At 66.3% G+C, this 26,635-nt stretch carries 25 protein-coding genes; 7 read left to right on the top strand and 18 right to left on the bottom strand.

Features of this window, described 5'->3' with window-relative positions:
• Nucleotides 1-35: 35 nt before the first annotated feature.
• Together EB836_RS10085 and EB836_RS10080 are read right to left on the bottom strand one after the other, a co-directional pair.
• Nucleotides 36-287, bottom strand: coding sequence for a PspC domain-containing protein (locus tag EB836_RS10085; protein WP_135539996.1), 252 nt, complete (start codon nucleotides 285-287; stop codon nucleotides 36-38).
• Nucleotides 288-375: 88 nt separating this feature from the next.
• Nucleotides 376-1,704 (bottom strand): FAD-dependent oxidoreductase, encoded by a 1,329-nt coding sequence (locus EB836_RS10080; protein ID WP_135539995.1) that lies wholly within the window; start codon nucleotides 1,702-1,704, stop codon nucleotides 376-378.
• A 141-nt stretch (nucleotides 1,705-1,845) separates the two neighbouring features.
• Here EB836_RS10080 and EB836_RS10075 point away from each other — a divergent pair, with 141 nt between their 5' ends.
• Nucleotides 1,846-2,379, top strand: a complete 534-nt coding sequence (locus EB836_RS10075; RefSeq protein WP_205683345.1) for a GNAT family N-acetyltransferase — start codon at nucleotides 1,846-1,848, stop codon at nucleotides 2,377-2,379.
• 79 nt (nucleotides 2,380-2,458) lie between these two features.
• Here EB836_RS10075 and EB836_RS10070 read toward each other — a convergent pair whose 3' ends face one another.
• The 6 genes from EB836_RS10070 to EB836_RS10045 all read right to left on the bottom strand — a co-directional run bounded on the left by EB836_RS10070 (nucleotide 2,459) and on the right by EB836_RS10045 (nucleotide 9,850).
• Nucleotides 2,459-3,517, bottom strand: a complete 1,059-nt coding sequence (locus EB836_RS10070; protein WP_135539993.1) for a BadF/BadG/BcrA/BcrD ATPase family protein — start codon at nucleotides 3,515-3,517, stop codon at nucleotides 2,459-2,461.
• Entirely contained in the window at nucleotides 3,514-4,488 is a 975-nt protein-coding gene (gene murQ, locus EB836_RS10065; protein ID WP_135539991.1) for an N-acetylmuramic acid 6-phosphate etherase, read from the bottom strand. The genes EB836_RS10070 and murQ overlap by 4 nt, the downstream gene beginning before the upstream one ends.
• Entirely contained in the window at nucleotides 4,485-5,996 is a 1,512-nt protein-coding gene (locus tag EB836_RS10060; protein ID WP_135539989.1) for a sodium:solute symporter, read from the bottom strand. Before EB836_RS10060 ends, murQ begins: the two co-directional genes overlap by 4 nt.
• A 96-nt stretch (nucleotides 5,997-6,092) precedes the next feature.
• Complete coding sequence (locus EB836_RS10055) at nucleotides 6,093-7,298, bottom strand: anhydro-N-acetylmuramic acid kinase (protein ID WP_135539987.1); 1,206 nt, start codon at nucleotides 7,296-7,298, stop codon at nucleotides 6,093-6,095.
• Nucleotides 7,295-8,131 carry a GntR family transcriptional regulator gene (locus EB836_RS10050; RefSeq protein ID WP_135539986.1) on the bottom strand — a complete coding sequence of 279 codons (837 nt, stop codon included), beginning with the start codon at nucleotides 8,129-8,131 and terminating at the stop codon, nucleotides 7,295-7,297. Before EB836_RS10050 ends, EB836_RS10055 begins: the two co-directional genes overlap by 4 nt.
• A gap of 333 nt (nucleotides 8,132-8,464) precedes the next feature.
• A complete protein-coding gene (locus EB836_RS10045; protein WP_240689811.1) occupies nucleotides 8,465-9,850 on the bottom strand; it encodes a gluconate:H+ symporter in 1,386 nt (461 codons plus the stop codon).
• Between the two features lie 80 nt (nucleotides 9,851-9,930).
• On the opposite strand from EB836_RS10045, the gene EB836_RS10040 reads away from it, so the two are divergent.
• The 3 genes from EB836_RS10040 to EB836_RS10030 all read left to right on the top strand — a co-directional run bounded on the left by EB836_RS10040 (nucleotide 9,931) and on the right by EB836_RS10030 (nucleotide 12,309).
• Nucleotides 9,931-10,251 (top strand): 4a-hydroxytetrahydrobiopterin dehydratase, encoded by a 321-nt coding sequence (locus EB836_RS10040; RefSeq protein ID WP_135539982.1) that lies wholly within the window; start codon nucleotides 9,931-9,933, stop codon nucleotides 10,249-10,251.
• 135 nt (nucleotides 10,252-10,386) lie between these two features.
• The gene (gene mgrA / locus EB836_RS10035) at nucleotides 10,387-11,427 is read left to right on the top strand and encodes an L-glyceraldehyde 3-phosphate reductase (RefSeq protein ID WP_135539980.1); all 1,041 of its coding nucleotides are present in this window, start codon (nucleotides 10,387-10,389) and stop codon (nucleotides 11,425-11,427) included.
• Nucleotides 11,428-11,508: 81 nt separating this feature from the next.
• Nucleotides 11,509-12,309, top strand: a complete 801-nt coding sequence (locus EB836_RS10030; protein WP_135539978.1) for a DedA family protein — start codon at nucleotides 11,509-11,511, stop codon at nucleotides 12,307-12,309.
• A gap of 15 nt (nucleotides 12,310-12,324) precedes the next feature.
• On the opposite strand, the gene EB836_RS10025 is transcribed toward EB836_RS10030, so the two are convergent.
• Genes EB836_RS10025 through EB836_RS10015 form a run of 3 tightly spaced genes read right to left on the bottom strand, consistent with a single transcriptional unit; the run spans nucleotide 12,325 to nucleotide 14,386 of the window.
• On the bottom strand, nucleotides 12,325-13,185 hold the full coding sequence (locus EB836_RS10025) for a shikimate dehydrogenase (RefSeq protein ID WP_135539976.1): 861 nt from the start codon (nucleotides 13,183-13,185) through the stop codon (nucleotides 12,325-12,327).
• Entirely contained in the window at nucleotides 13,182-13,634 is a 453-nt protein-coding gene (aroQ, locus tag EB836_RS10020; protein ID WP_135539975.1) for a type II 3-dehydroquinate dehydratase, read from the bottom strand. Before aroQ ends, EB836_RS10025 begins: the two co-directional genes overlap by 4 nt.
• Before the next feature lie 2 nt (nucleotides 13,635-13,636).
• On the bottom strand, nucleotides 13,637-14,386 hold the full coding sequence (locus EB836_RS10015; protein WP_135539973.1) for an IclR family transcriptional regulator: 750 nt from the start codon (nucleotides 14,384-14,386) through the stop codon (nucleotides 13,637-13,639).
• Between the two features lie 205 nt (nucleotides 14,387-14,591).
• On the opposite strand from EB836_RS10015, the gene EB836_RS10010 reads away from it, so the two are divergent.
• Both EB836_RS10010 and EB836_RS10005 read left to right on the top strand, forming a co-directional pair.
• Nucleotides 14,592-15,914 carry an MFS transporter gene (locus EB836_RS10010; protein WP_135539971.1) on the top strand — a complete coding sequence of 441 codons (1,323 nt, stop codon included), beginning with the start codon at nucleotides 14,592-14,594 and terminating at the stop codon, nucleotides 15,912-15,914.
• On the top strand, nucleotides 15,911-17,800 hold the full coding sequence (locus EB836_RS10005; protein WP_135539969.1) for a sugar phosphate isomerase/epimerase and 4-hydroxyphenylpyruvate domain-containing protein: 1,890 nt from the start codon (nucleotides 15,911-15,913) through the stop codon (nucleotides 17,798-17,800). The genes EB836_RS10010 and EB836_RS10005 overlap by 4 nt, the downstream gene beginning before the upstream one ends.
• A 16-nt stretch (nucleotides 17,801-17,816) precedes the next feature.
• Here EB836_RS10005 and EB836_RS10000 read toward each other — a convergent pair whose 3' ends face one another.
• The gene (locus tag EB836_RS10000; protein WP_135539967.1) at nucleotides 17,817-18,680 is read right to left on the bottom strand and encodes a hypothetical protein; all 864 of its coding nucleotides are present in this window, start codon (nucleotides 18,678-18,680) and stop codon (nucleotides 17,817-17,819) included.
• Nucleotides 18,681-18,916: 236 nt separating this feature from the next.
• On the opposite strand from EB836_RS10000, the gene EB836_RS09995 reads away from it, so the two are divergent.
• The gene (locus EB836_RS09995) at nucleotides 18,917-19,234 is read left to right on the top strand and encodes an XRE family transcriptional regulator (RefSeq protein ID WP_135539966.1); all 318 of its coding nucleotides are present in this window, start codon (nucleotides 18,917-18,919) and stop codon (nucleotides 19,232-19,234) included.
• A 267-nt stretch (nucleotides 19,235-19,501) separates the two neighbouring features.
• On the opposite strand, the gene gap is transcribed toward EB836_RS09995, so the two are convergent.
• The 6 genes from gap to EB836_RS09965 form a co-directional block, all read right to left on the bottom strand.
• Nucleotides 19,502-20,497, bottom strand: coding sequence for a type I glyceraldehyde-3-phosphate dehydrogenase (gap, locus tag EB836_RS09990; RefSeq protein WP_135539964.1), 996 nt, complete (start codon nucleotides 20,495-20,497; stop codon nucleotides 19,502-19,504).
• A gap of 248 nt (nucleotides 20,498-20,745) precedes the next feature.
• Entirely contained in the window at nucleotides 20,746-21,945 is a 1,200-nt protein-coding gene (locus EB836_RS09985; protein WP_240689810.1) for a DJ-1/PfpI family protein, read from the bottom strand.
• Between the two features lie 46 nt (nucleotides 21,946-21,991).
• Complete coding sequence (locus EB836_RS09980; RefSeq protein WP_135539962.1) at nucleotides 21,992-22,333, bottom strand: carboxymuconolactone decarboxylase family protein; 342 nt, start codon at nucleotides 22,331-22,333, stop codon at nucleotides 21,992-21,994.
• Between the two features lie 213 nt (nucleotides 22,334-22,546).
• Nucleotides 22,547-24,133: a serine hydrolase gene (locus tag EB836_RS09975; RefSeq protein ID WP_135539960.1), complete on the bottom strand. Its 1,587-nt coding sequence runs from the start codon at nucleotides 24,131-24,133 to the stop codon at nucleotides 22,547-22,549.
• 394 nt (nucleotides 24,134-24,527) lie between these two features.
• Nucleotides 24,528-25,148 (bottom strand): response regulator transcription factor, encoded by a 621-nt coding sequence (locus EB836_RS09970; protein WP_135539958.1) that lies wholly within the window; start codon nucleotides 25,146-25,148, stop codon nucleotides 24,528-24,530.
• Entirely contained in the window at nucleotides 25,145-26,587 is a 1,443-nt protein-coding gene (locus tag EB836_RS09965; protein ID WP_240689800.1) for a sensor histidine kinase, read from the bottom strand. The genes EB836_RS09970 and EB836_RS09965 overlap by 4 nt, the downstream gene beginning before the upstream one ends.
• Nucleotides 26,588-26,635: the final 48 nt, after the last annotated feature.

Below are 26,635 nucleotides of genomic sequence, written 5' to 3'. Positions count from 1 at the left end.
TCGCAGACACACTCACCGAATCAGGTAATGAGATGTCAGCGAATCGAAGGGCCGCCGAAGACCTGCTGAAGCGGGATCGAATCGTCCTGCCACGGGGTGAGGATCCATGCGACGAGGTAGGCACCGATTCCCAGCACGGGGAGCAGGAACGACGCGAGGACGATGAGGCGCATGAGCCAGACATTGATGCCGGTCACCTCGGCGAGGCCCCCGGCGATACCACCGAGGATGCGGTCGGGCCCGCGTCGGAAACTGACTTTGCGGATGGAGTCGAAGATTGAGTTCATACCTGAGACTCTACGGACCCGTATGTGCTGAGGCACTGGTGCTGACCGTCGAAGCAGAGTGAGGGAAACCGGAGTCCGCGGTCCTCGGTCATCGTGCTCCCTCGAAGGCCGGTTCCTCACGCCGAGCGAAGTCCGGGGCGTGCTCGGGCGTGATGCCGACACCGAGGATTCTCGCCGGCACGCGCGTGAGTGCGGGAAAAGTCGTGAGCAGCCACTCGATCGGTGCAGGTGGGCGGATGGGGCGCCGACCGTGGACGGCGGGTTCGACCATCCGGTGGATGCCCGACTGCAGAATTTCGACGGCACGGGTGGTCGGCAGCCGTCTGAGCTGGAGACGTCGCAGATCCGCCGGGCTGACCGTTCCTGAGCGCAGCGGTTCTGCGAGCACCCGGGCGACGGCGACTCCGTCTTGCACCGCGAGGTTGACCCCGACTCCCCCGAGCGGACTCATCGCGTGCGCCGAATCGCCGATGCACAGCAGCCCCTCGGCGAACCATCGCCTGGCCTCGTTCCGGCGAACGTCGAGAAGCTTCACATCGTCGAGTTCGACGGCGCCGACGTCCCCGGCAAGCTGCGGGTAGGTCTCGGCGACGGCGTCGCGCAGCGCCTCGATGCCCTCGGCGCGGAGTCTGGCGTCGGCACCCTTCGGGATGATGCGGGCGATCTGGACATGACCTCTGCGCGGGATCGCAACGAAGACCTTGCCGTCGCCACCTCGCGGGGCCACGGAGTCGGGCAGATCCGCCTCGGTGTCGATGCGGAACCACCACACGTCGATCGTCGACGACAGCTCACGCACGGACAGCCCCGCCTCGGCGCGGGCCTTCGACCACCGGCCGTCGGCGGCGATGACGAGCGGGGCCCGGAACTCGAACGGCCCTGCCTGGGCGATATCAGATGGTCTCGCGGCGGCTCCCTCTGTCGGGATGGTGCCGGCCTCGGTCGGAGGCACCGCCTCGGCGGCGGTGCTGCGCGCACGCAGACCGACCACACGATCGCCGTCCCAGATCAACGAGGTGGCCTCGACCCCCATCCGCAGGTCGAAGTTCGGTTCGGCTTCCCCGGCCTTCGCGAGCAGGTTGAGGAAGTCCCACTGGGGTGCGATCGTCATGAACGGGTGGGGCAGGTCGAGGCGGGTGAAGTCGGCGAGGAGGACATCGTTGCCGTCTCGTCCGGTGAGTGTCACGCCTTCGACGCGGCGGTGAGCGATGCGGGCGAACTCGCGGTAGAGTCCGAGCTCGTCGAGCAGCCGCAGGGTTGAGGGATGGATGGTGTCGCCGCGGAAGTCGCGGAAGAAGTCGGTGTGCTTCTCGATCACCATGACCTTCACCCCGCCGCGGGCAAGCAGAAGCCCTGCGACGACGCCGGCCGGACCACCTCCGGCGATGATGCAGTCTGCGTGTTCGGTGTCGGCCATGACACCCTCCTCCGCTGGTTGGTTCCAGTGTCCAGAGTAGACCTCGGGGCTGCTGCTGGGTATAGGTCTCGGGCGTCGGTCTGCGGGACCGCTACGCCGAAGCGCACTCCGGCAGCCTGTGCCCTCAGGTAACATCCAGTCATGGCTCCCACTGTCCGACGCCCCGTCCCCGCCGATGCCGCCGCCATGGCGCGCGTCCATGTCGACACGTGGCTCGAGACCTACCGCGGGATCATGCCCGACAAGCTGCTCGACGCCCCCGACTTCATCGATCGACGGCGGCAGATGTGGACCAACATCCTCACCGAGGCGGCCCCATCTGCGTTTATCTGCGCGGCAGCCGAGCACGACGGTGAGATCGTCGGCATCGCCATGTCCGGTCCCCCGCAAAACGATGGCGAACCCGCCGGCGGAGGCACCGAGGCGCTTCGCCCCGAGGATCGGCACCTCTACGTCCTCTATGCCTATCGATCCGTACACGGAACGGGTGTCGGGCAGGACCTCCTCGACGCCGTCCTCGACCCCTCTGCAACAACGGCTCTGTGGGTGGCCGACCCGAACCCCCGGGCCCAAGCGTTCTATGCAAAGAACGGGTTCGTCGCCGATGGAACCGTCAAGACCGACGAGTACGACGGCGTCCGCGAGGTGCGGATGGTGCGGCCGGGACGGGCTTGATTCGCTTCAGGTAACGCGAAACTCGAAAAAGTCGTCTCCAGCGACGTCTTTTTCGAGTTTCGCGTTACCTGAGGCCCTGTCAGGTCCAGACGGTCCGTTCCTGTGCACTCAGCTTCCCACCGGCACCGAGGCGGCCGAGCGTGAGTGCGCCATCAAGCGGCCCGCCGGCGGGCTCGAGGATGGTGACGTTCGGGTGCAGACGTGCTGCTTCGGTGCGGAATCCCTCGACGAGGCGGCCGCCGGCGGCCGCGAGTCCCCCGGTGAGCGCGATGCGGATCGGCGAATCGGCAGTCCGGCCGTGCAGCGAGAATACGGGAGCACTGGATGTGCTGCCCTCGCCAATCGGGAATGATCGGCCACCGGAGTCGGCGGCGCGTGCCACGGCGAGCGCGCTGCGGGCGGCTTCTCTCCCCGCCTCGCGGAGCAGATCGGCAGATGCCGCGTCGCCGGAGCAAGCACAGTCGGCGATGTCGACGGCGAATTCGGCGAGCAGCCCGGCTCGGTCGCTGCGCGTATAGAACTGGCTCGGCCACGTGGCGGGAGAACCGAATCTTCGGGTGGCCGCCTCGAGCAGTGTGCGCCCGTGTTCGTCGATTCCGTCGTGAGTGCGCAGAGCGAGTTCGAGACCATGACGTCCCAGCCACGCTCCTCCCCCGCGATCGCCGAAGAGGTGGCCCCAGCCGTCGGCTCGCGACCAGTCGGCAGACCAGTTACCTGTCTCGTCCGGGCCCGGATGGGAGATGGCAATCGCCCCTGTTCCGAGCACAGTGATCGCACCACCGCTCCCGCCGAGCGCTCCGAGCTGGGCGGTGACTGCGTCAATGGCTGCGACCGCAGGCACACAGCGGTCGGCTGAGATCTCCGCCAGGACATCGGACGGATCCTCGGCAAGAGAGGCGATGCCGGTCGCACCGATGCCGATGCCGCCCACCTCGCAGAAGCGGTCAGTCCACGTCTCCGACGCCGTTCTCACAAGTTCCCGGACGACATGAAGAACGTTGCTGCCGCTCGGCCCGATCTCGATCCGCGGGCCGGTGAGTTGATCGATGACGCGTGGGGCAGAGCCCGCTTCATCGACCTCGCCGAGCGCGGCGCGACTGCCGGTGCCGCCGATGTCGATGCCGAGGATCAGGGTCATGCGCCCACGGTACCCGGGCCGGCGTTGTCCGGTCCGGAGCTGTCACCGGCTTCGGACGATGTGCTCGTCCCGACGAGTTCGGTGATCGCGGCTCTGACCGAACCATCATGGGACTCCAGTGTCGAAGCCGCCCGAGCGGGGGCCGCCTCGGTGAAGGAGACGACGATGGCGGTCTTGAGATCGCCGTCGCAGCGTTCCAGCAGCGACCTCGCTTCCGCTTCGTCGAGGTCAGCGGCCTCCCGAAGGATGCGGACGGTGCGTTCGCGCAGCTTCTCGTTCGTCGCGACGACCGAGACCATGAGGTTGTCCCACGTCCGCCCCAACGCGACCATGAGCGCGGTCGAGAACCCGTTGAGGGTGAGCTTCTGCGCGGTACCGGCCTTGAGCCGCGTCGATCCCGTGATCACCTCGGGCCCGGTGTCCAGCACGATGTGGTCCTCGGCTTTGTCGGCCAGGGAGGCATACGGGTTGTTCGAGATGAGCACCGTGTGCGCGCCCGCGGTCCGAGCCGCGTCGAGTGCCCCGCCCACGTAGGGCGTCGACCCGCTGGCGGCAATGCCGATCGCCACGTCATCGGGTCCGAGTTCGGTCCCGACTGCGCGTCCGTCGGCCTCGGAGTCCTCGGCGTTCTCCACCGCGTTGACCAGGGCCGCCCGGCCGCCGGCAATGTGCCCGATGACCCGGCCGGGTTCGAGGTTGAACGTCGGCAGGAGCTCGCTCGCGTCGAGGACACCGAGCCGACCCGACGTACCGGCGCCGAAGTAGTGGACACGACCGCCTCGGCACAGGCGCTCTGCCGCAATGTCGACGAGCTCGGCCAACTGGGGCAGGGCCGCGGCGACCGCGTCGATGACCGCGCGGTCTTCGGAATTGAGCACCTGCAGCACCCCGAGGGTGTCGAGGTCGTCGAGTCCGGAGCTCGCGGGATTGCGCTGCTCGGTCGGCGAGAGCCGACGCTGGGAGGAGGTCATGGACGGTTGCTTCCTTCCGCCTCGGCGATGGTGGACTCTTCGACGACCCGCGTCTTGTGACGCAGGCCGAGCAGGCCGCCGACGACGAAGGTGACGAGGACGCCGAGCAGCGGATACCACTGCCACGCCACCCACACCTCACCGGTGACGTACTTCTCCATGACGAAGAAGAACGCGTTGACGGCCACGGCCAGAGCGAATGCGATGTTCGCGTCCACGGCCCGGGCCCGCTTGTTGACGATGCCGAAGACGAACGCGCCGAGCAGACCGCCGTACGTGATGCCGGCGATGCCGAGGGCGAGGATGACGATGTTGCCCTCATCGGATTGGAACACGGTGGCCGGAAGGATAAAGGCCACACCCCAACCGATCGTCGCCCAGCGCCCGACCGTGAAGCCCTGCTCATCGGTCATCGGGGTGCGCTTGAGCTTCGCATAGACGTCGTTGACGGTCGAGGACGACAGTGCCGAGAGCGAGGAGGACAGCGTCGACATCGCGGCGGCGAGGATGCCGGCCAGCAGCAGCCCCGAGACTCCCGTGGGCAGGCCTTCGATGATGAATCGGGGGAAGATCTCGTCGTCGCGGGTCAGACCGAGATCGGCGGGCAGCGCGTGGTTGTAGTAGGCCCAGAGAGCGAGTCCGACGGCAAGGAAGACGGCGAACTGGACGACGACCACGACACCGGACCAGATGAGGGCCTTCTGCGCCTCGAGCTTCGACCGGCAGGAGAGCAGACGCTGGACGATGAGCTGGTCCGAGCCGTGGGAGGCCATCGCGAAGACAGCACCGCCGAGGAAGGAGGGGATGAACGACGTGTCCGCGGAGAGCGGGTTGCCTTCGAAGACGAAGACGTTGAGCTTGCCCGCGTCGATCGCGTCGGTGAGCCAGCTGCCGCCCACCGCCGCAGAGATGACGACGATCGTGAGCAGACCGCCGATGACGTAGAGGAACATCTGTGCGACATCGACCCAGACCACGGCCTTGATGCCGCCGATGAAGGTGTAGGCGATCGTGACCACGGACAGGACGACGATGATGACGAAGTAGTTCGTGTGGATGCCGAGCCCGTCGAGGATGACCTTGACGGGGATGGCGCAGGCGAGCACCCGGATGCCGTCGGCGAGGAGACGGGTGAAGAGGAAGGTCACACCCGCCGTCGTCTGGGTCGAGGTGCCGAAGCGCTTGCCGAGGTAGGCGTAGGCGGTGACCATCTCACCGTCGTAGTAGCGCGGAAGCATGAAGAAGGCGACGATGACGCGGCCGAGGATGTAGCCGAAGCCCAGCTGCAGATAGTTGAGGTCGCCGAGGTAGCTCATGACCGGAATGCCGATGACCGTCAGGGCACTGGTCTCGGTGGCGACGACGGACATGCACACCGCCCACCACGGCAGGTCGCGGCCGCCGAGGAAGTAGCCTTTGAGGTTGCTCTGCTTTCCGCTCAACGCCAGTCCCAGCCACGCCGTTGCGACGAGATAGGCGATGATCACCAGGAGGTCGATGATCTGCATTGGTCTCTCCTTGATAGAGGGGGTGGATCGGGTGGGTCGTGTTGTGGTCGGGGTGGAATGCGCTGCTGGATGGGACGCCTGATCAGTCGGTCAGTCTCAGTCGGTCAGTCTCAGCCGGATCGGTCGTCGGTGGAGCGGCTCGGGCAGGCGCAGCGGCCCGGACCCGGGGGTGAATCGCCCGGCGATGCGCGGGCCGGTCGCCCCGGTCAGGCTCGGTTCGGTGCCGTCGAGGCCGTGCCAGCTCAGCCACCCGATGAGTGCCATGAGCAGAGCCTCCTTGCTGCCTTCGGGCAGCCCGAAGGCGACGTCGGTGCTCGTGAGTTCGACCCCTGCACCCAGTTCCTCGCCGAGGAGGCGCATGAGCTCCGGGTTCCTCGTCCCACCCCCGGAGGCGATGACGGTGGTGACGTCGTGACGTCGGCACGCCTCGGCGATGGTGCGCGCGCTCAGCGCAGTGACCGTGGCGATCTGATCACGCTCGCCGAGGTGAGGGTGGGCGTCGAGGAAGGAGTCGAGGTAGACGGCGTGGAAGAGTTCCTTGCCCGTCGATTTCGGGGCCGGGAGCCCGTAGTAGGGCTCGGTGAGGAAGTCGCTCAGCAGCGCCTCATCGACGGTGCCCGAAGCGGCGAGCGCGCCGTCCCGGTCGCAGTTCTGCGTGCCGTCGGTGATGTGGCGGGCGAGGACGTCGATGAGCGCGTTGGCCGGTCCCGTGTCGAAGGCGATGGGGTCCTGACCGGGGGCAGCGACGGTGATGTTCGCGATCCCTCCGAGGTTGAGCACCGCGGTGGCAGCAGCGGCATCGGCCAGCAGCAGGGAGTCGAGCATCCCGACGAGCGGAGCGCCCTGACCGCCGGCGGCGACATCGCGGGAACGCACGTCGGAGAGCACGGGAACGCCGAGCCTCTCAGCGATGAAGGCCGGCTGCCCGAGTTGGAGGGTCGAGGTGACGTGCCCGTCGCTGATGTCGTGCCGGACCGTCTGCCCGTGGGAGACGACGAGGTCGGGGCGCAGGTCGTGCTCGGCGCAGAGTTCGGACAGAGCCTCGGCGGAGAAGCGTCCGAGCCGAGCGTCGACGCTGCTGACCAGGGACAGGGGAATGTCGGCCGGCTGCAGGAGGCGGAGGATGTCGGCGCCGAGCTCCTCGTCGAACGGGGTTTCGCGTTCAGCGAGGATGCGCACGTCCAGAGTGCTCGGGTCCGCGCCGACGAGGTCGGAGCCGACGGTGGGGTCGGGCAGGAACTCGGCGATGACGAGGTCGAGGCCGTCGGCGGAGGTTCCGGTCATGAGTCCGGCGATGATCATGGCTGGTCGTCTCCCGTGTGGTCGGGGTTCGCGTGGTCGGATTTGTTGTCTGTCGGTCCCGAACCGACGGGTGTGTAGTCGGGGTTCACATGGTCGGTTTCGGTGTCGGTTGGTCCCGAAACGACGGATGTGCGGTCGGGGACGGTGAGTTCGGTGCGGACTTTGTAGCGATCACCGCGGTAGACGGACCTGACGAACTCGAAGGGCACATCGCCCGAGCCGCGGGAGGTGCGTTCGAACAGCAGCGCGGCGGAGAGTTCGTCCACGCCGAGATGCTTGGCCTCGGCAGCGTCGAGAAGAGTCGGTTCGATCGTCTGCACGCTGTGGTTGAGGCTGATGCCGAAGCGCTCGCGAAGCAATACGTAGAACGAACTGTTCTCCAGGTCCTCGGCGCACAGCCCCGGCACCAGGGAGGACGGGACATGGAGCTCTTCGAGGGCGATCGGCTCCTCGTCGGCCAGCCGCAGGCGCACGATCGCCACGACCTCCTCGCCGGCATCGAGGTGGAGCCTGCGGGCGATGTGCGCTCCGGCCGCAGCGGTGTCGAAGCTGAGCACACGGGAGCCCGGTCGCATCCCGCGGGCGAGCATGTCCTCGGTGAAGGAACTCGCGGCCAGCGGTTGGTCGAGCTTCGGGCCGAGGGCGAAGACCCCGGTGCCGTGCCGACGCCTCACGACGCCTTTGGCCACAAGTTCGTCGATCGCCCGGCGCAGGGTCATCCGTGAGATGCCCAGCGTCTCGGCGAGCTGGCGTTCGGGCGGGAACTGTTCGCCAGCGACCATCTCTTCGAGGCGGTCGAGGAGCTGATCCCGGATGGAGTGGAACTTCGTCACCCCACCATTGAGTCACAGGTCACACACTGAATTCAAGACCACTGGTCTATTTTGTGCCGCAGAGCCGACGGAGCCGCGCAGCACGCGACGCGGTGAACCCAGCCGAAGCGGAACTGGGTGAGGCCGGGCCGGGCGGCGCGCGGCGCGGCTGGGCGTTCCGCCTGTCACCACTCACGTAAATTCCGTGCACGCACCTCTCAAGTAACGCGAAGCTCGAAAAAGTTCTCACTGGCGACGACTTTTTCGAGCTTCGCGCTACCTGACGCACTTTCCGCCTGAGGGATGCCTTGGGCGGCGGATTCTGAGTGCCCGACGGTGGCTCCCTGACGGCGGTCAGACGAAGAGGAGCGAGAGCAGGAAGGCGAAGATCAGCCCGAAGACGCTGACGAGGGTCTGGACCATCATGTGAGTCTTCGTCGCTTGGCCGATCGTCATGCCGAAGCTCTCCTTGACGAACCAGAATCCCGCATGGTTGACCCAGTTCAGGCCGATCGAGCCCGAACCGATCGCGATGACGACCAGAGACACGTATGCCCCGGAGTGATCACCGATGAGAGGTGCGACGATGCCGGTCGCCGAGGTGATTCCCACAGTCGCCGATCCTGTGGCGAACGACAGCAGGATGCCGATGAACCAGCCGAGCAGGATGAGGTTCATCTCCAGGTGAGAGGTCGCACCGACGACGGCGTCGCCGATTCCCGAATCCTTGAGCACCTCATTGAAGGCACCACCTCCGCCGATGATGAGAATGACTCCGGCGATTGATTTGAGACTGCCGCCGAAGGAGCTGCGGATCCGCTCTCCGCCCATGCCCGAGGTCCACCCGAGCGCAATCGCGGCGAAGATGACTCCTGCCAGCATGGCGATGACCGGGTTGCCGATGACCTCGGCGACGGGTTCGAAGGACGATTCCGGCGCCACGAGCTGCACCACGGTGTGCACGAGCATGAGGACGACGGGGACGAGGACGGTGACGAAAGCGAGCCAGATGGGGATCGTTCGCAGCTCCCGTGAGTCCACCTCGGCGCGGGCTCCGGTGTATTGGTCGATGAGGTCGGCGGTCGGTTCGAGCTTGACGCGCGGGGCGATCCAGCGGGCGTACACCGGGCCGGCGAGGATGACGGTGGGAATCGCACAGACGAGGCCGAGTCCGATCGTCGTTCCGACGTTTGCGCCCAGTCCGGACACGGCGATGAGCGGTCCCGGGTGGGGCGGGACCATGCCGTGGAGGCAGGCGAGAGCGGCGATAGCGGGGACGAGGATCCGCAGGTACCACAGCTTCTTCTGGCCGGTCTTCTTCTCCAGCTGGGACGCGACCGCATAGATGACCGGAATGAGAACGACGAGGCCGACCTCGAAGAACATCGGGATACCGATGATGAAGGCGACCCCCGTCATGATCCACGGGGCGACCCTCGGTGAGGAGTGCTCGATGACGAGGTTTGCGATCCGCTGGATGGCGCCGCTGTCGGCCAGGAGCCGACCGAGCATCGCGCCGAGGGCGACAACGACACCGGTCTCGCCGAGGGTGTCCCCGGCTCCGGCGACGATCGTTTCCGGGATCTTGCCGACCTCCTCTCCGGCCGCAAGCGCCGTCACCGCAGAGGTGATGAGGAGGGCGAGGAACGGATGCAGCTTCGTCTTCCAGTTGATGAGGAGGATGAGAAGCGCGATCGACGCGAAGAGAAGCGTCACGAGGTATGCGGTTGAGCCAATCACTGGCGCAACGTTACGCCCCGGCCTACGGGAGTCAGACACAAGGGGTTCACGCGGGACCGTGAAGTCCCTAGCATGAAGCCATGACTGCATATACCGGACAGAACCTGACTGCCGCCCTCAACAACAATGGTCTGGCCGACTGGCAGGCTCGGAATGACACGATCAGCACTCGACTGCTCACCGGTGATTTTGCGACCGGCCTCGACCTCATCAATAAGATCGGCGCAGCCGCCGAGGATGCCGGCCACCATCCCGACATCACCCTGACGTTCCCCCACGTCGACATCCAGCTGACCAGCCACGACACGAATGCCGTAACCGAACGCGACCTCGACCTCGCGGGCACGATCAGCGAGCTGGCCGCCTCGGCGGGGGTGAAGGCGGACCCGAACGCGGACTGACGGGCGCAACCGCCACCGCACCGGGCACCGACAAGCTGGGGCCACGAACGGTACGGCCGAGTACGAACCGTGCCTTCGGGTGCGGTCCGTACTAATCTGGGGATACAGCCATCCGCGCGAAACCCAGGAGTACGTGTGCACCTAGCCGCCGAGAACCGCTACGACTCGATGACCTACCGCCCAGTCGGCCGGTCCGGGCTCCTCCTGCCCGCACTCTCACTGGGGCTGTGGCACAACTTCGGTGACGACGTCGCCTTCCAGAATCAGCGCGATATCGTCCGCCGGGCCTTCGACCTCGGAATCACGCACTTCGACCTCGCGAACAACTACGGACCTCCTCCGGGCTCGGCCGAAACCAACTTCGGACGACTGCTGCGCGAAGACCTCCTCCCTTACCGCGACGAACTCATCATCTCGACGAAGGCCGGATGGGGCATGCACCCCGGCCCCTACGGCGGTCCGGGCGGCAGCCGCAAATACCTGCTGGCCAGCCTCGATGCTTCGCTGCGCAGGCTCGGGCTCGACTACGTCGACATCTTCTACTCCCACCGCCCGGACGCCTCGACACCGCTCGAGGAGACGATCGGCGCCCTCGACACGGCAGTCCGTTCCGGGCGTGCGCTCTACGCCGGCATCTCCTCGTACTCCGCCGCCGACACTGCCCGGGCCGCTCAGATCGCCAGGGATCTGGGAACACCGCTGCTCATCCACCAACCCTCCTACTCGATGGTCAATCGGTGGATCGAAGACGACGGACTGCTCGAGACCACGGAGGGCGAGGGCCTCGGTGTCATCGCGTTCTCGCCTCTCGCACAGGGCCTGCTCACGGACAAGTACCTCGGCGGTGTCCCCGAGGATTCACGGGCGGGAAAGAGCACCCCGTCGTTCAGGGACGGCTTCCTCAACGCCGACAACCTCGCACGCATCCGGGCTCTCAACGACATCGCGACCGCCCGCGGTCAGTCCCTGGCCCAGATGGCCCTGGCCTGGGCACTGCGAGATGACCGCGTGTCCTCCCTGGTCATCGGGGCCAGCCGGGTCGAACAGCTCGAGCACAATGTCGCGGCCCTCGACGCAGCGCCCCTGAGCGCCGAGGAGCTCAAGACAATCGACGAATACGCCGTCGACTCCGGCGTCGACATCTGGGGCGATGCCCGCCGCAGCACCGCGCAGTGACGTGCCGGCGCTCACCCGGACCGGCTCATCCGCCTGTGATACCGTAAGCGCCGACCTCCCAGACGACCGGCAGGAGCCCCGATGAGCGACGAACGCATCCCCCGTGAGGATGCCGAGCCCATCCCTCACGGTGGCGAAGAGCCAGAGGAATCGGAGAGCGCACAGGAGTCATCAGACTCTCCCACGGAGAACCCCTGGGCCGCGATCAAACCCTGGAAGGGCAAAGCCCAGGGCCTGGACAAGCTGTTGCTGTTCATCATCATCGGCGTCCCGCTCATCTATCTCGGGCTCATGCCGTTTCGCCCCTGGATGCTCGTCCACGCCCCGGTCGCCCAAGAGTTCATCAACGGAGCGAAGACCTCGATCGTCGCCGCGGCCGCCTATGCCCGCGTCGGCGAGATCCCGCTGTGGCTGGTCATCGGCGCCGGATTCATCGGCATGGCGAAACTCGATTGGGCGTTCTGGCTGGCCGGCCGCCGCTGGGGTGACGGGGTCCTGCGGCTCTTCGCGCAGAACGAACGCCAGCTCAAACGCATCAACCAGCTGAAGAAGATCCCGAACTGGGCGCTCTTCCTCATGACCGTCATCTCCCGCTGCCCGGGCATTCCCGGCACACTCGTCTACCTCGCCGCCGGATGGACGCGGATGCGTCTGTCCCTCTTCCTCGTCGCCGACCTCCTCGGCTGCGTGGTCTTCACCCTCATCTGGACCGCGCTGGGCTACCAGCTCGGCGAGACCGCCGTCGACGTCCTCAAGGTCATCGACAAGTACGCGCTGTGGCTGACCCTGGCGCTCATCGTCGGCATCTTCGTCTTCAGCTTCGCCAAGGAATACCGCAAACAGAAGAAGACGCAGGCTGCCGACGACAGCTCCGGGGGCTGACCGTTCGGAGCCGGTTCAGGCCCCGAACGACAGGAAGGTCTCGCGCATGCGCTGCGGATCCGCCTGCTGCCCGCTGAAGAGTTCGAAAGCGTCGATGGCCTGATTGACCGCCATCCCCGAGCCGTCGAGCGTACGGCACCCCTTGGCCCTGGCCTCGGCGAGCAGCTGCGTCTCGAGGGGGAAGTACACGACATCGGCCACCCACGTATCCGCGCCGAACACCGAGGTGTCGACGGGCGTGCCCGGGTAGGCTTTCATCCCCACCGGGGTGGCGTTGACGATCCCCCTCGCCGAGGCGGCCGCCCCGGCCAGCTCATCGAGCCCGATCGCTCGCGCCCGGTTCGGAGAATCCGCAGCCTCCCCGATGTCCGCGGCCAGGCCCGCGGCCCGGTCGACATCGGTATCGGCGATGATGAGCTGACCCACCCCGATTTCGGCGAGGGCGAACCCGACCGCCCGGCCGGCTCCGCCCGCACCGATCTGCACGACCGCCTCGGTGTCGGCGCCGTCCAAACCGGCACGGAATCCGGCGGCGAAACCCGTGACGTCGGTGTTGTACCCGGTTGTGCGGCCCTGCTCATCGATGACGACGGTGTTGACCGAACCGATGCGCGCCGCGACCGGATCGACGGAATCGAGGAGACCGATGACCTGCTGCTTGAACGGGTGGGTGATGTTGAGCCCGTTGAACCCGAGTCGGATCGCCGCAGTGAGCAGTTCGTTAAGCGTGGCGCTCGTAAGTCGACGTTCGGCGACGTCGATGGTGCGGTAGATCGTGGGGATGGAGTGGGCGGCGCCTTCGTTCTCATGCATCCGTGGGGTGCGGGAGGCGGAGATGCCTTCGCCGATGAGGCCGAGGAGGAGGGATGCGGTCATAGTCTCGCTTTCGTGTTCAGAGTGAGGTCGATGAGGATCTCCACCGCGTGGACGTAGCCTTTCGCGCCGGCTCCGGCGATGACGGCTGAGGCCACGGGTGAGAGAAAGGAATGGTGGCGCACGGCTTCCCGCGCATGCGGGTTGCTCAGGTGCACCTCGATGATCGGATGATCGTAGGACTTCAGCGCATCGTGCAGAGCCAGGGAGGTGTGCGTGTACGCTCCGGCGTTGATGATCGCCCCGACCGTGGAGTGCCGGGCCTCATGAACGGCGTCGATGAGCCCGCCCTCATGGTTGCTCTGGATGCAGCGAGTGGTCAGTCCCGCCTCGGCCGCGGCATCGGTGCACATCTCCTCGATGTCGGCCAGGGTGGTGCGGCCGTAGATCTCAGGTTCGCGTTCGCCGAGGAGGTTGAGGTTGGGTCCGTTGAGGACGAGGATCTCGGGCATGCTCACCTCGGGAATCGGGCCGCGATGGCCGCGGCGGTCTCGGTCAGTTGGGGGACGAAGTCGATGAGCTCGTCGAGGGTGCGCCGGAAGACCGGAGCCGCGAGCGCCAGAGAGGCCAGCAGTGTCCCGTCGAGGTCGAAGACGGGCACGGCCAGGGCGTTCATGCCGATGTCATTCTCCTCGGATTGGCCTGCCCAGCCGTCGGTGCGGATCCGCTCGAGTCGAGACCGCATCTTCGCCGGGTCGGTGATCGAGTTCGGGGTGCGGGCGACGAGGTCGAGAGCCTCGATCGTGGCGTCGGCGTTCGGGTCATGGGCGAGCAGGGCCTGGCCGAGCGAAGAGGTGTGCAGCGGAGATTCATCGCCGGGGTCCGTGGTCGTGCGGAACTGCGGGCCGTCGACGGTGAGCACTGTCAGTGCGGCGTTTCCGCGGCGGATGGCGAGGATGCTCGATTCGCCGGTGGTTTCCGTCAGCTCCCGCAGCAGTTCCTTCGTCGCTCCGGACAGCCCGCGTCGATGCGCGACCTTCTGGGCCAGCCGGAAGACCTCCATGCCGAGGGTGTAGATCTTCGTGCGTGCGTCGAAGTGCGCGTACCCCGATTCGACGAGCCCGCCGAGGAGGCGATAGGCCGTCGAGAACGGGTAGCCGGTGACGTCGGCGGCCTGGGCGGCGCTGATTCCCTCGGGAGATTCGCCGAGCAGGTCGAGCATCTCGAAGGTCTTCGTCACCGCGTTCGAGCCCTTGGGCGGCATGCTTCGCCTCCTTGCGTTGCTGGATCGGATCGATGGTGCCGGGTCGGGTGTCCGTGATGCAGAATTCCCGTGGCGCACGTTGACAGACTATGTCATCTCAATCACACTGTAAACCACCATGTAACAATTGTTGCCACACTATGGCAATTAAACGTCGATTCGATGAGCCGATGACGCACCCAGTGAATGAGAAATGCGAGGAGGCATGAACAACGCGATCGAGGAAGCTCGCCCGCCGAAGACGCCGCTTCGTGCGGCCCTGTCGAGCTGGACGGGTTCCGCACTCGAGTACTACGACTTCGCGGTCTACGGGACCGCAGCCGCACTGGTGCTCAACACCCTGTTCTTCCCCGAGACCACCGCTCCGGGAATCTCCATCCTCCTGGCCATGGGCACCGTCGGCGTCGCCTACGTGGTCAGGCCCTTGGGCGCCCTCATCATGGGACCGCTCGGTGACCGCTTCGGTCGCAAGTTCGTCCTCATGCTCACCCTCTTCCTCATGGGCATCTCGACGTTCATCGTCGGCTGCCTGCCGACCTATGACCAGGTCGGAATGCTGGCGCCGGCGCTGCTCGTGCTCTGCCGCATCATTCAGGGGCTCTCCGCCTCCGGTGAGCAGGCGAGCGCGATCTCTGTCTCACTCGAGCATTCAGCGGAGGAGAGGCGTTCGTGGACGACGAGCTGGACACTGCACGGAACCCAGTTCGGCACTCTGCTGGCCACCGCAGTCTTCATCCCCTTCACCGCGTTCCTGCCCGATGAGGCCCTGTTCAGCTGGGGCTGGCGTGTGCCGTTCTGGCTGTCGGCCCTCGTCGTGCTCACCGCATGGCTCATCCGTCGCGGACTCGAGGAGCCGCCGGCGTTCAAGGAGGCCCGGGTCGACAACCCTCCGCTCATGCAGGTCTTCCGCTGGCACAAAGCTGCGGTGCTGCGCGTGGCCGTGTGTGCCATGATCAACACCGTGAACATGGTCTTCACCGTCTGGTCGCTGTCATTCGCGACCTCGATCGTCGGCCTCGAACGCTCGACCATGCTGCTCGTCTCGGTCATCGCCAACGCCGTGGCGCTGCTCGCGATCCCGGCCTCGGCACTGCTGTCGGACCGGTTCGGCCGCAAACCCGTCTTCATCACCGGCGCCGTGGGCGCGGGCCTGATGATGTTCCCGTACCTGGCTGCGGTCTCGAGCGGAAACTGGACGCTCATCTTCATCTGCGGAGCTCTCATGTCCGGTTGCGCCTACTCGCTGGCGAATGCGATCTGGCCATCGTTCTATGCCGAGATGTTCCCCACCACGGCACGTGTGACGGGATTGGCCCTGGGCACCCAGATCGGCTTCGCCGTCTCCGGCGGGCTGGCCCCGGTGCTCGCATCTGCCGTCGCCGGTGCCGAAGGGGAGAATTGGCTGTCCGTCGCCTCGTTCACCGCCGGAGTCTGCATCCTCGTCGGACTCGTCGCCATGACCGCGAAGGAGACGAAGGGCCTGACACTGGAAGAAATCGACATTGCCCATGAGGAGAGGTCACGATGAGAACATCGATCGCCACGGTATGCCTGTCCGGCACACTCGAAGAGAAGCTGCGGGCCGCGGCAAAAGCCGGCTTCGACGGAGTCGAGATCTTCGAACAGGACCTCACCGTCTCCCCCGACTCCCCCGAGGCGATCGCCGCTTTGTCGGGGACGCTCGGGCTGAGCCTCGATCTCTATCAGCCCTTCCGTGATTTCGAGGGCGTCGACGAAGAGCAGTTCGCCGCCAACCTGGCCCGCGCTGAGGCGAAGTTCCAGCTGATGCAGCGGCTCGGTATGACGACGATCCTGCTGTGCTCGAACGTCGCCACCGCCACCATCGACGATGATGCAGTCATCGTCGGTCAGCTGCGCCGCCTCGGCGATCTCGCCGACAAGTACGGCATCGATATCGCCTACGAGGCACTGGCCTGGGGACGTTTCGTCTCCGAATACGACCGGGCCTGGGACCTCGTCAAGGCCGCTGATCATCCGCGCATCGGCACCTGCCTCGACAGCTTCCACATCCTCTCCCGCGGCACGGATCTGTCCCGGATCGCCGAGATTCCCGGGGAGAAGATCTTCTTCCTCCAGCTCGCCGATGCTCCGGCACTGTCGATGGATGTGCTCAGCTGGTCTCGTCACCACCGGGTCTTCCCCGGCGAAGGCGCCTGGGATCTCACCGATTTCCTCACGCGCGTGGCCGTCACCGGGTATTCCGGACCGGTCTCACTCGAGGTCTTCAACGACTCGTTCCGGCAGGCCGACACACAGCGCACCGCTGTCGACGGTCTGCGGTCGCTGCGCTGGCTCGAATCCAATGTGGCCGCGGCTCTCGGCTCAGGAGCCGAAGATCCAAGCGGTAAGACTTCGGGCCCGGTCGCTGATCGCGCGGGACGCGACCGTGTGCGCCTCGATCTGCAGCCTCTGCCGGAGGTCGCCGAACCTCGCGGCATTGACTACGTCGAATTGGACACCGGTGATCTAGGGGCCCTGACCCGGCAGATCCATCAGCTCGGCTTCCGCTTCGTCGGCTACCACCGGACGAAACCGCATGTGCAGCTGTGGCGTCGTGGGCAGGCCCGCATCGTCATCACCGAGTCGACCGAGCAGGCGGACGGTGCCGCGGCATCACGAACCCACCTGCGTGGCATCGGTTTCGCTGTCACCGATGCCGACGCCGCCATGGAACGCGCAATCCTCCTCCATGCCACCGAAGTCCCTCGCGATCAGGCCCATGACGAGGCGGTGCTGCGCGGAGTCTGCTCCCCCGACGGCTCGGAAGTCTTCTTCAGCAACGGAACCGGCGTCGATCCGACGTGGACCGAGGAGTTCGGCACCGTCCCCGACGACCGATGCTCGACGATCGATCACGTCAATCTCGCCCAGCCGGCCCACCATTACGACGAAGCGGTGCTCTTCTACACCTCCCTCCTTGCTCTCCACGCTCAAGCGGCGAACGATGTACCCAGCCCCTCGGGTCTCGTCCGGTCACAGGTGATGGCAAGCTCCGATGGGACGATTCGGATGCCGCTCAACCTGGCCCCGCGTCCGGCGGAGTCTCCGGAGACTCTCAGCTACCCGGAACATGTGGCTCTGTCCTGCGATGACATCTTCTCAGCGGCCGCGACAGCGGTCTCACGGGGTCTGAAGTTCTTGCCCGTGCCCGAGAACTACTACGAGGACCTGGCCGCCCGCTTCGACCTCGCGCCGGAGCTGCTGGATCGGCTGCGGGAGAACAACATCCTCTACGACCGAGACGACAACGGAGAGTTCCTCCACTTCTATACGTCAACGATCGGGTCGGTGTTCTTCGAAATGGTCGAACGCCGAGGCGGCTACCAGGGATACGGTGCCCCGAATGCGCCCGTGCGGCTGGCAGCCCAGCACCGACGCAACGCAGGAATCTGAACCGGCAGCGGCCCGCTCAGAATGGGGCCGCGCCGGATGCGCCCGGCGTCGAATACGGCATCGTCCACTCGTGGTCCCACGCAGGATCAGCAGCTTCTGCTCCACCGTGCCACCCCTCGACCCCGACCTCGACGAGAACGTCCGAATCAGCGTCAAGACCGTACCGCCAGGCGGTGCTCGCGGGTTTCCGTTTCGACAGGAGCCGTCGGTGGGAGAGCTGCCAGACGATCCGCCTGACCTCCCGCTCCTCGGCGCCGAGGACGTCAGCGACCTCTTCGATCAGTACGAGGACATAGTCGTCGGTGACGTCGATGCCGAAGCCTGCGACCTCGGCGATGCAGTTCGTCACCCGGTAGTCGATCTCAAAATGCGGTGATCCCGCGAGCATGAGCAGGTTCTTCCAGGAGATCCCCGATCTCTGGCTGGGCAGATCCCGCCACCGGCCAGCCAACCCGGTGGTGCTGCGCCCCGGCGACGGTTCGTCGACCAGGGTCTCAAGAAGGTCGGTGACGGTGTCGATTCCGTACTCGGCCATCAATCGGGTGGCCTGGTCGACGACCTCGGCTTTGAGCATGGCTCCGGGGTGGGTGCTCGCAGGTTTGAGGTTGCAGACCACCTGCTCCGCCCACACCTCTGCTCCACCGGCCGCGGCGATCGAATACCGCAGCGACTTCGCGCCGTCCTCACGGCCATGGCGGGCGATGTACCGGTCGACGACATTGTCGACCGCATTCGGGTGCGACCCCGTCGAATAGACCGAGTCGAGGATGCACAGAGCAAGACTGCCCGGGTAGCTGATTGCCGACGACTCTCCGCGGTCGTCGAGGAATTCTTCGCAGCGGTGAGCCAAACCGCGGATACTGCTGGTCGTGATCTCCATTGTTCTGACCTTCCGTCATGCGCCGCACCCTGCGGCGCGCGCCGCCGACCCCATCGCCGGAAGCATGTTCGTGACACTACTGGACGGCACTGACACAGCCTGATCGGTGCCGAATCGAATGTGACAGACATATGCCTTCACTCTCGTCGATGGTGTCCGTCGCAATGCGGTCACGCCCCGTCTCACGAGGAACTCTTCGTCTTGGCACACCTTGAGGGCTCTGGCATGGTGGTGCCATGAGCACAGAAGAGATCATCATCGATGGCCCCCTGGCACGAGCGACCCGGATCCTCTGCCAGGTCTCGGCCAAGGACGTCGCCGGAAAAGCGGAGCTCGACAAGTCCGAACTCAAGGACTACGAGAAGGGACGCGAGGACCTCACCGCCGAGCAGGAGCGTCGCCTCGTCCTCGCGCTCGAACAGTACGGCGCACGGTTCATCCCCGACGGCGACGAGGGCGGTTACGGTGTCCGACTGAAATTCAGTCGTTCGAAGGTCCGGGCCATCGAACGTTGGGAGGGCGAAGGCGGCACGACCGGTGCCGACGACGTCTGAGTTCGGGCACGACCGGTGCCGACGACGTCTGAGTTCGGGCACGAAGGCCGGGAGGGCAGCCTCGGCGAAGGAATCTGTTTCCCGCACCACTGCGCCCCCGCACCATTGAGCCCTGCACTCCTGCACAAAACAACTGTGGCCTCGAACCCGCTCAACGCGGATTCGAGGCCACAGGTGCATCCGATGCCGTGGAGGAACCAGGCCGGTGCCGGATCACTCGCCGACGGACAGCGACTGACGATGTCAGCCGCGTCCGCCGGAGCGTGATCAGTTCTTGCCGATGAACTCGAGGTTGTCGACGACACGGTTGGAGAAGCCCCACTCGTTGTCGTACCAGGCCACGACCTTCACGCGCTTGCCGTCGACGCGGGTGAGCGCGGCGTCGAAGATCGAGGAAGCGGGCTGGCCGACCATGTCGGAGGAGACGATGGGCTCGATCTCGTAGTCGAGGATGCCCTTGAGCTCGCCTGCGGCGGCGTTCTCGTAGGCGGCGAGCACCTCGTCGCGGGTGACCTCGCGGGACACGGTCGTGTTGATCTCGACGATCGAACCGACCGGGACCGGCACGCGGATCGCGTCACCGCTGAGCTTGCCGTCGAGCTGCGGGAGGACGAGGCCGATGGCCTTGGCCGCGCCCGTCGAGGTCGGAATGATGTTCTCCGCGGCCGCCCGGGAACGGCGGGGATCCTTGTGGGGACCATCCTGGACCATCTGATCGCCGGTGTAGGCGTGGACGGTGGTCATGAAGCCCTGCTCGATTCCGGCGAGGTCATCGAGGACCTTGGCCAGCGGAGCCAGCGCATTCGTCGTGCACGAGGCGTTGGAGATGACGGTGTGCTCGGGCTTGTAGGCCTCGTTGTTCACACCGAAGGCGAGGGTGACGTCGGCACCCTTCGAGGGAGCGGAGACGAGGACCTTCTTCGCGCCGGCGGTGATGTGGGCGCGGGCCTTATCGGCCTTGGTGAAACGGCCGGTGGATTCGAGCGCGATATCGACATCGAGCTCGCCCCAGGGAAGCTTTGCCGGATCCTTCTCGGCGAAGACCTTGATCGACTTGCCGTCGATGATGATGGAGTCCTCGGTCGCTTCGACGTCGTGGTTGAAGCGGCCGAGAGTCGTGTCGAACTTCAGCAGTCGGGCGAGGTCGCTCACGGGGCCGAGGTCATTGATGGCCACGACCTCGAGCTCGCTGCCGCGCTCGATCAGTGCCCGCAGGGTGCTGCGTCCGATGCGACCGAAACCATTGATGGCGATGCGAGTCAATGTCACTCCTTGATCACGGGGATTCGTCTTGATATCTCCATCATGGGCGATCTCAGCCATCGATAACAGTGGCCAGTCAGACAATCTACACAAGGTTCTCGCCAGACTTATTGCCAGATGCCGAAAGTTTCACGCCAGTGTGATCAGGGTCGCCGAAATGAGCGCCAAAAGGGGTCGGGAACGGTCCAGCGGGATCTTTCCGGACGGACTGATTCGACTGGCCGCTGGGGTTCGCGGCGGCCGGAAGCTCACCCCTGGAAGGAGTGCCGGTAGTCGTTCGGTGAGGTCGAGAGGATGCGCTGGAAATGCATCCGCAGATTCGCTCCGGTGCCGAGTCCTACCTGGTCGGCGATCTGTTCGATGCCCAGATCGGAGTTCTCCAGCAGCTCCCTGGCCAGGTCGACGCGAGCCCGGAGCACCCACTGCATGGGCGTATAGCCGGTGTCTTCGACGAAGCGGCGGGAGAAGGTGCGCACGGACACTCCCGCGGTGGCCGCGAGATCGTTCAGGGTGATCTTCTCCCCGATGTGCTGCAGTGCCCATTCGCGGGTGTCGGCGAAGTCTTCGCCGAGCGGGTCGGGCACGCTGCGCGGCACGTACTGAGCTTGGCCGGCACTGCGGTAGGCGGCGGCGACGAGCCGCCGGGCGACCTGGTTGGACAGGCCCACCCCGTGATCGCTGCGGATGAGATGGAGACACAGGTCGATCGCCGAGGCGGCTCCGGCCGAGGTGAGCAGCTGGCCCTCGTCGATGAAGAGGACGTTCTCGTCGACCTTGATCGCCGGGAAGCGTCGGGCGAGTTCCTTCGCCGTCGACCAGTGCGTGGTTGCGCGGCGCCCCACGAGCAGTCCCGTGCGAGCGAGGACGAAGGTGCCCGTCGAGATCGCGGCGATCCGCGTCCCCGCCTCGAACGCCGCGAGCAGAGCTCCGATGACCGCCGCGGGCGGTTCTTCGACCACCGCCGAGGTGGCTCCCGGGAGGATGATCGTGTCCGCGGTCTCCAGTGCCTCGAGTCCCTGCTCGACGGAGTAGTCGAGTCCGTCCGATCCAGTGATCGTGCCTGCGGCGATGCCGCAGACCTCGACTTCGTAGGGCCAGATCCCGGCCGGCGCAGTCGCCGGTCGGACTCCGGGGACGGCGGCAGTCGCCGGTCGGACTCCGGGAACAGCAGCCGTCGCCGGTCGGACTCCGGGGACGACGTCAGTCGACGCGGTCTCGGCAACGGCCTCCGCGGTGTCGACGGCGGCCAATGCGGTGCCGGCGGTCGGCTGGGACCGCGGGGCCGCCTCGGTGCGGGTGCGTGCCGTGGCGGCATTCGATTCGCGTCCGAACACCTGAACGGGGACGCCGAGATCCATGGCAGACACCCCGTCCAACGCCAGCACGAGGATGCGGTGCGGGCGCGAACGGGGTGCTCTGCGTGGGGTGGTGCGGGGCTCGTCAGTCATGATCGCCTCTCAGTCTAGGCAATCGGGCCCCGCATCGGGACGAAGCTCAGTGCTCGTGAGTACCAGTGAGCTTGAATCCGAGCCGACCGTGGGCGAAGGCGCCGCCGGCACGGATCGCCGAGGCCGTCCACGCGGTCTCGGCGAGTTCGGTTTCGGTGGCCCCGGCCTTGACGGCGGCGTTCGCGTGCGCGTCGATGCAGTAGGCGCACTGCGTGGTGAGGCCGACGGCGTAGGCGATGAGTTCGCGATACTTCAGCGGGATCTCGCGGCCCTCTGCGGCGAAGACGGCGTCGTTGAAGCCGCCGAAGGCCTGGAGGATGTCGGGAGTGGTCTCCTTGTAGGCCCTGTCGTACTTCGCGTCGTTCTCGCGGTCGAAGAAGTCAGTCATCGTGGTGCCTCCTGTGATCGGTGTCGTTCCGATCCTCACGCTACCGAGTCCGCGCAATCGTCGCACTGGTTTCGTCACATGGACGTCAGGTTGCGCGGTCGGACGTGTCATGCGGGCTGCAGTTCCGGACGCGGTCGGACGTGTCATGCGGGCTGCAGTTCCGATGCCGACCGGACTGCCGAGGCACCTGGCCCGACTTGGCGGGCCAGCGTCTCAGTAAAGCGTGTTCTGACCGACCAGCGATGCGAAACCGAGTCCCGAAACGGTCGGTGCCTGCGAAGCGGTCGGTGCCTGCGAAGCGGTCGACGGCTGCGGGGCGGTCGACGGCTGCGGGGCGACCGCCTCGGCGATGGCCTCGAACATCGCCAAGGTTCCGTGTTGGGCGGCCAGGCTCACCGGTTCGGGGTCGCTCGAGAGTTTGACGCCGACGGTCTGTGTGGAGCGGTCGATGTAGAGCATCTGACCGTGGATGCCGATGCCGATGACGACGTCGCGGCGGGCCGAAGGCAGCCAGAACTGGCTGCGGTACATTCCACCCGGATACGACCGTCCCGAGGGGGAGGCTGCGAACACCTTCGCCGAGTCTGCCGCGCCGGTGAAGATGTCCTCGACCCACTCCGCCGAGAGCACGCGTTCGCCGTTCTCGGTCGTCCCGCCGCGGGCGATCATCTCGCCGAATCGGGCGAGGTCGCGGATGGTGGCGCTGATGGCACCGTCGGCGATCGATCCTCCCCACCGGTCCTGACAGACCTGGGCGGCGTGGGCGGCGCCGATCTTCGACCATACGTATTCGCTGGCGACGATGGAGAACGGTTGGCCGGTGACCGCCTCGGCGATCCATGCGAGCACGTCGGTCTCACAGCTGCGGTAGACGAACGACGATCCGTGTTCGCGTTCGCGGCTCAGCCCCGTGAGGAAGTCCTTGATCCCATTCGCCGAGGTGGACGTCCGGGGCGCGAAATCGACCGCTTCGAACAGGGCCCGGATCTCCGACCCGTCCTCGAGGTATTCTTCGGAGAATCTGATGCCCGAACGCATGTCGAGCAGGTCGCGGATGGTCGCTCCCGCGTAGCCGCTCTTCGCCAGGGCCGGCACATGTGCGGTGACGAGGTCGGCGGGGGTGAGCAGCCCGGCGTCGGCGAGCGCGCCGATGGCTGTGGCGACGATGGACTTGCTCACGGAGAACAGCATGTGCTGTCGGGCGGGCTTCATCGGCCACGCGTATTCCTCGGCCAAGGCGACGCCGTTGCGAGTGACGAGCCAGGCGTCGGTGTGGGTGTTCGCCAGGACGTCGCCGACGGTGGACCAGTCCTCATCGGCGGCGGGCCAACGCTGCCGGTCGATCGTCAGCGGGCGGAAATCGTGATCTTCGGTGACGTATTCGCGCACCGGTCCGATGCCGCGCGGGATGCCGCCGGTCGGGAAGATCTCCTGCATCCGGGTGAGCGCGAACGCGAAGTACTCCGGCCATTTCCAGGAGTCGAGGTCGATGCTCTCGAGCACCGGTTCCGAGGGATCGACGATCGCGTCCTCACTCGCCGAGGCGAGTTCGCCGACGTGCGGGAGTGAGATATCCCGCGCCGGAGCGGGGACAGCGTTGTCTGCGGTCCGGTCGGTGGGAGCAACCGGGGGCATCGGAGTCTGCGCCGAGTGCTCGTTCGCCGGTTCTCCCGGCGCTGCCGCCTCGGCGTCGGCGGCCGCTCCCACGCCGATGCCCTTCGTATTGCCGGACAGGGCACCGATGCGACGGTTCTGTGAGGTCACCGGCCTGGGCGGAAGCGACTCGTCTTCGCCCGCCATAGCACCTCCACTGTCTCGTCCCGAACGGCTCTGCATGTGCGCAGGGCTGTCCCGATACGCACGCAACAGACTACCTGGACGAGCGGGAACTCCGTAGCCGAACCGTTTCAGCTCGAACGCTGCCGGCCCTCTCCTCGTCATCGCCTGGACCCCTGACCAGGGGCGACGCCGAGGATCATTACCTATCAGTTATTCAGCTGACATTCGGGCATCGACCACCGCCCACATCGTGGCGGCGAGTGCGGTCACAGCCTCGCCTTCACTTCGGGTGTCATGGGTGCATCAGTTGTCATTCAGCGAAAAACGGGCTGGGTGTCGAGAAACGGGTGCGCGCTCCCGTGTTTCGTCGCTCAACCAGTTTTTCGGTGAAACCGGCTTCGCTGGCACCTGCCCTCTACACCAGCCCCTGGTCCTCGGCGACGCGGATCGCCCGTGCCCGCGAGTCCACGCCGAGCTTCGTGAAGACGTTGACGAGGTGGCTCTTCACGGTCGCCTCGGTGACGAAGAGCTCCTGCGCGATCTGCGCGTTCGAGGCACCGGTGGACAGCAGTTTGACCACGTCGCGCTCTCGCCGGGTCAGCTTCGGGCCGGGATTGCGCATCGCAGCGAAGACCTTCGACGAGATCTCCGGAGGCATATAGGTCTCACCCTTCGCTGCCTTCTCGATCGCCGTTGAGATGTCACCGGGGTCGATGTCCTTGAGCAGGTACCCCGAGGCACCGGCGTTGAGGGCCGCGATGATCTCCGAGTCGAGATCGAAGGTCGTGAGGATGAGCACCGCCGGCGGATTCGCCTTCGCTCGCAGCCGCCTCGTCACCTCGATGCCGTCGACGCCCTCCCCCAGCCGCAGGTCGCACAGGACGACGTCGGGGCCGAGCTCATCGACGAGAGGCAGCGCCTCCTCGCCGCTGCCGGCCTCACCGATCACGGCGATGTGGTCAGGGGCGTCGATGACGGACCTCAGACCCGCCCGCACGACCGGGTGGTCGTCGACGAGGATGACTCGAATGCTCATGCGTTCTCTCCTGGATCGGTGTCCGTGTTCTCGTGTGTGCCGTTGCCACCCTCGCCGAGGTGGCCCGCACTGGCTGTGCTCTCACCGAGGCGAACCGCACTGCCCGTGCCGTCACCGAGGTGGCCCGGGCCACCCGTGCCCGTATCGTTCGCGGGCGTGCTGAGTCCCCCACCGCGGGTGCGCAGCTGGGATTGGCTCGGCAGGGTTGCGGAGATCGCGAAGCCGGATCCGGGGCTCGTCTCGATGACGAGTTCGCCTCCGAGTTCGCGCATCCGGGAGGCGATGAAGTCCAGCCCGAAACCCGACTGCGGGTTGCGCTGCCGGTTCTGCGGGTCGGCCATGCCGATGCCGTCGTCGACGATGTCCATTCTGATCGACCCGTCGAGATCCATGAGGCTGATCATCACGCGGGTGGCCTGCGAATGCTGGCGCACGTTGGCCAGCGCCGACTGCGCGGTGCGCAGAAGCGCCACCTCCACCTCGGCGGACAGCGTCGGAAGGGTCTCGTCGAGATCGAGTCGGCCGCGGATGGCGGTGTCCTCCTCCAGCCTGGTGAGCAGACGGCGAAGCGCGGCGGTCAACGCTCCGTCCTCGAGTTCGGTCGGGGCCAGGGCCGCGATGATGCGGCGGACGTCGCGGGAACTCTGCGCAGCGAGGTCTTCGACTTGGGCGAGCACTGTGCCGGAGCGGTCGTCGCAGGTCCGCTCCGCCTCGGCGTGGGCGATGAGACGAATCGACGAGACCGACTGTGCGATCGTGTCGTGGATGTCCCGGGAGACGCGGGTGCGTTCCTGGATCTCACCGGCATGACGCTGGGTCAGGGCGAGCTCGTCCTGGAGGTCGAGCAGATTCTGGTGGGCCAGTTCGAGTGAGCGCAGCAGCTCCTCACGACGGCGGCCCTCCCGGAGGAGTTCGATGTAGCCGCGGGAGAGCCCGAGGGCGAACACGGCGCCGATGAGGGAGCCGATGATGCTCGGCGTAGGCACCTGCCCGTAATGGCCGAGCGGGGCGATGATCGTCGCGATGTACGTCAGAGCCGTGAAGACGATCGCGATGCGCAGAGAGAAGAGGTGGCCGGCGAGCAGCCAGAGGAGGAACGCGATCCAGATGAATTCGGCGGAGACGAGAAGGGTGCACAGCCAGGCGGCGGCGAGGACGATCAGCCACCATTTGGCGAGTACGAGCGCTCCTGTGCGGGCGGCGCGGACGGCGCCGAGGGCGTACCAGGCGAGGAAGACCACGCTCACGGCGATGGCGGCTGTCAGCGGGGCACCGGCGGAGATGGAACGGATGCAGGCGATGAGCGTCAGCGTCAGGGCGATGGCGTGCTGACCGAACTCCATCGTCCGTTCCGTCCATTTGCGTGCGCCCACGCTGCCGCCTTCCTGCAGACCTGCCTCGGCGGTGGAAGCGCCGAAGGAATGATCGTCTGGTCTCATGGTCCTCCTGCCAACTCAACCACATCACGAACCCACGCGGGAGAGGAA

It is taken from the genome of Brevibacterium sp. S111 (assembly GCF_004745075.1).
Taxonomy (GTDB): domain Bacteria; phylum Actinomycetota; class Actinomycetes; order Actinomycetales; family Brevibacteriaceae; genus Brevibacterium.
This window is presented reverse-complemented; position numbering and strand designations above follow the sequence as displayed.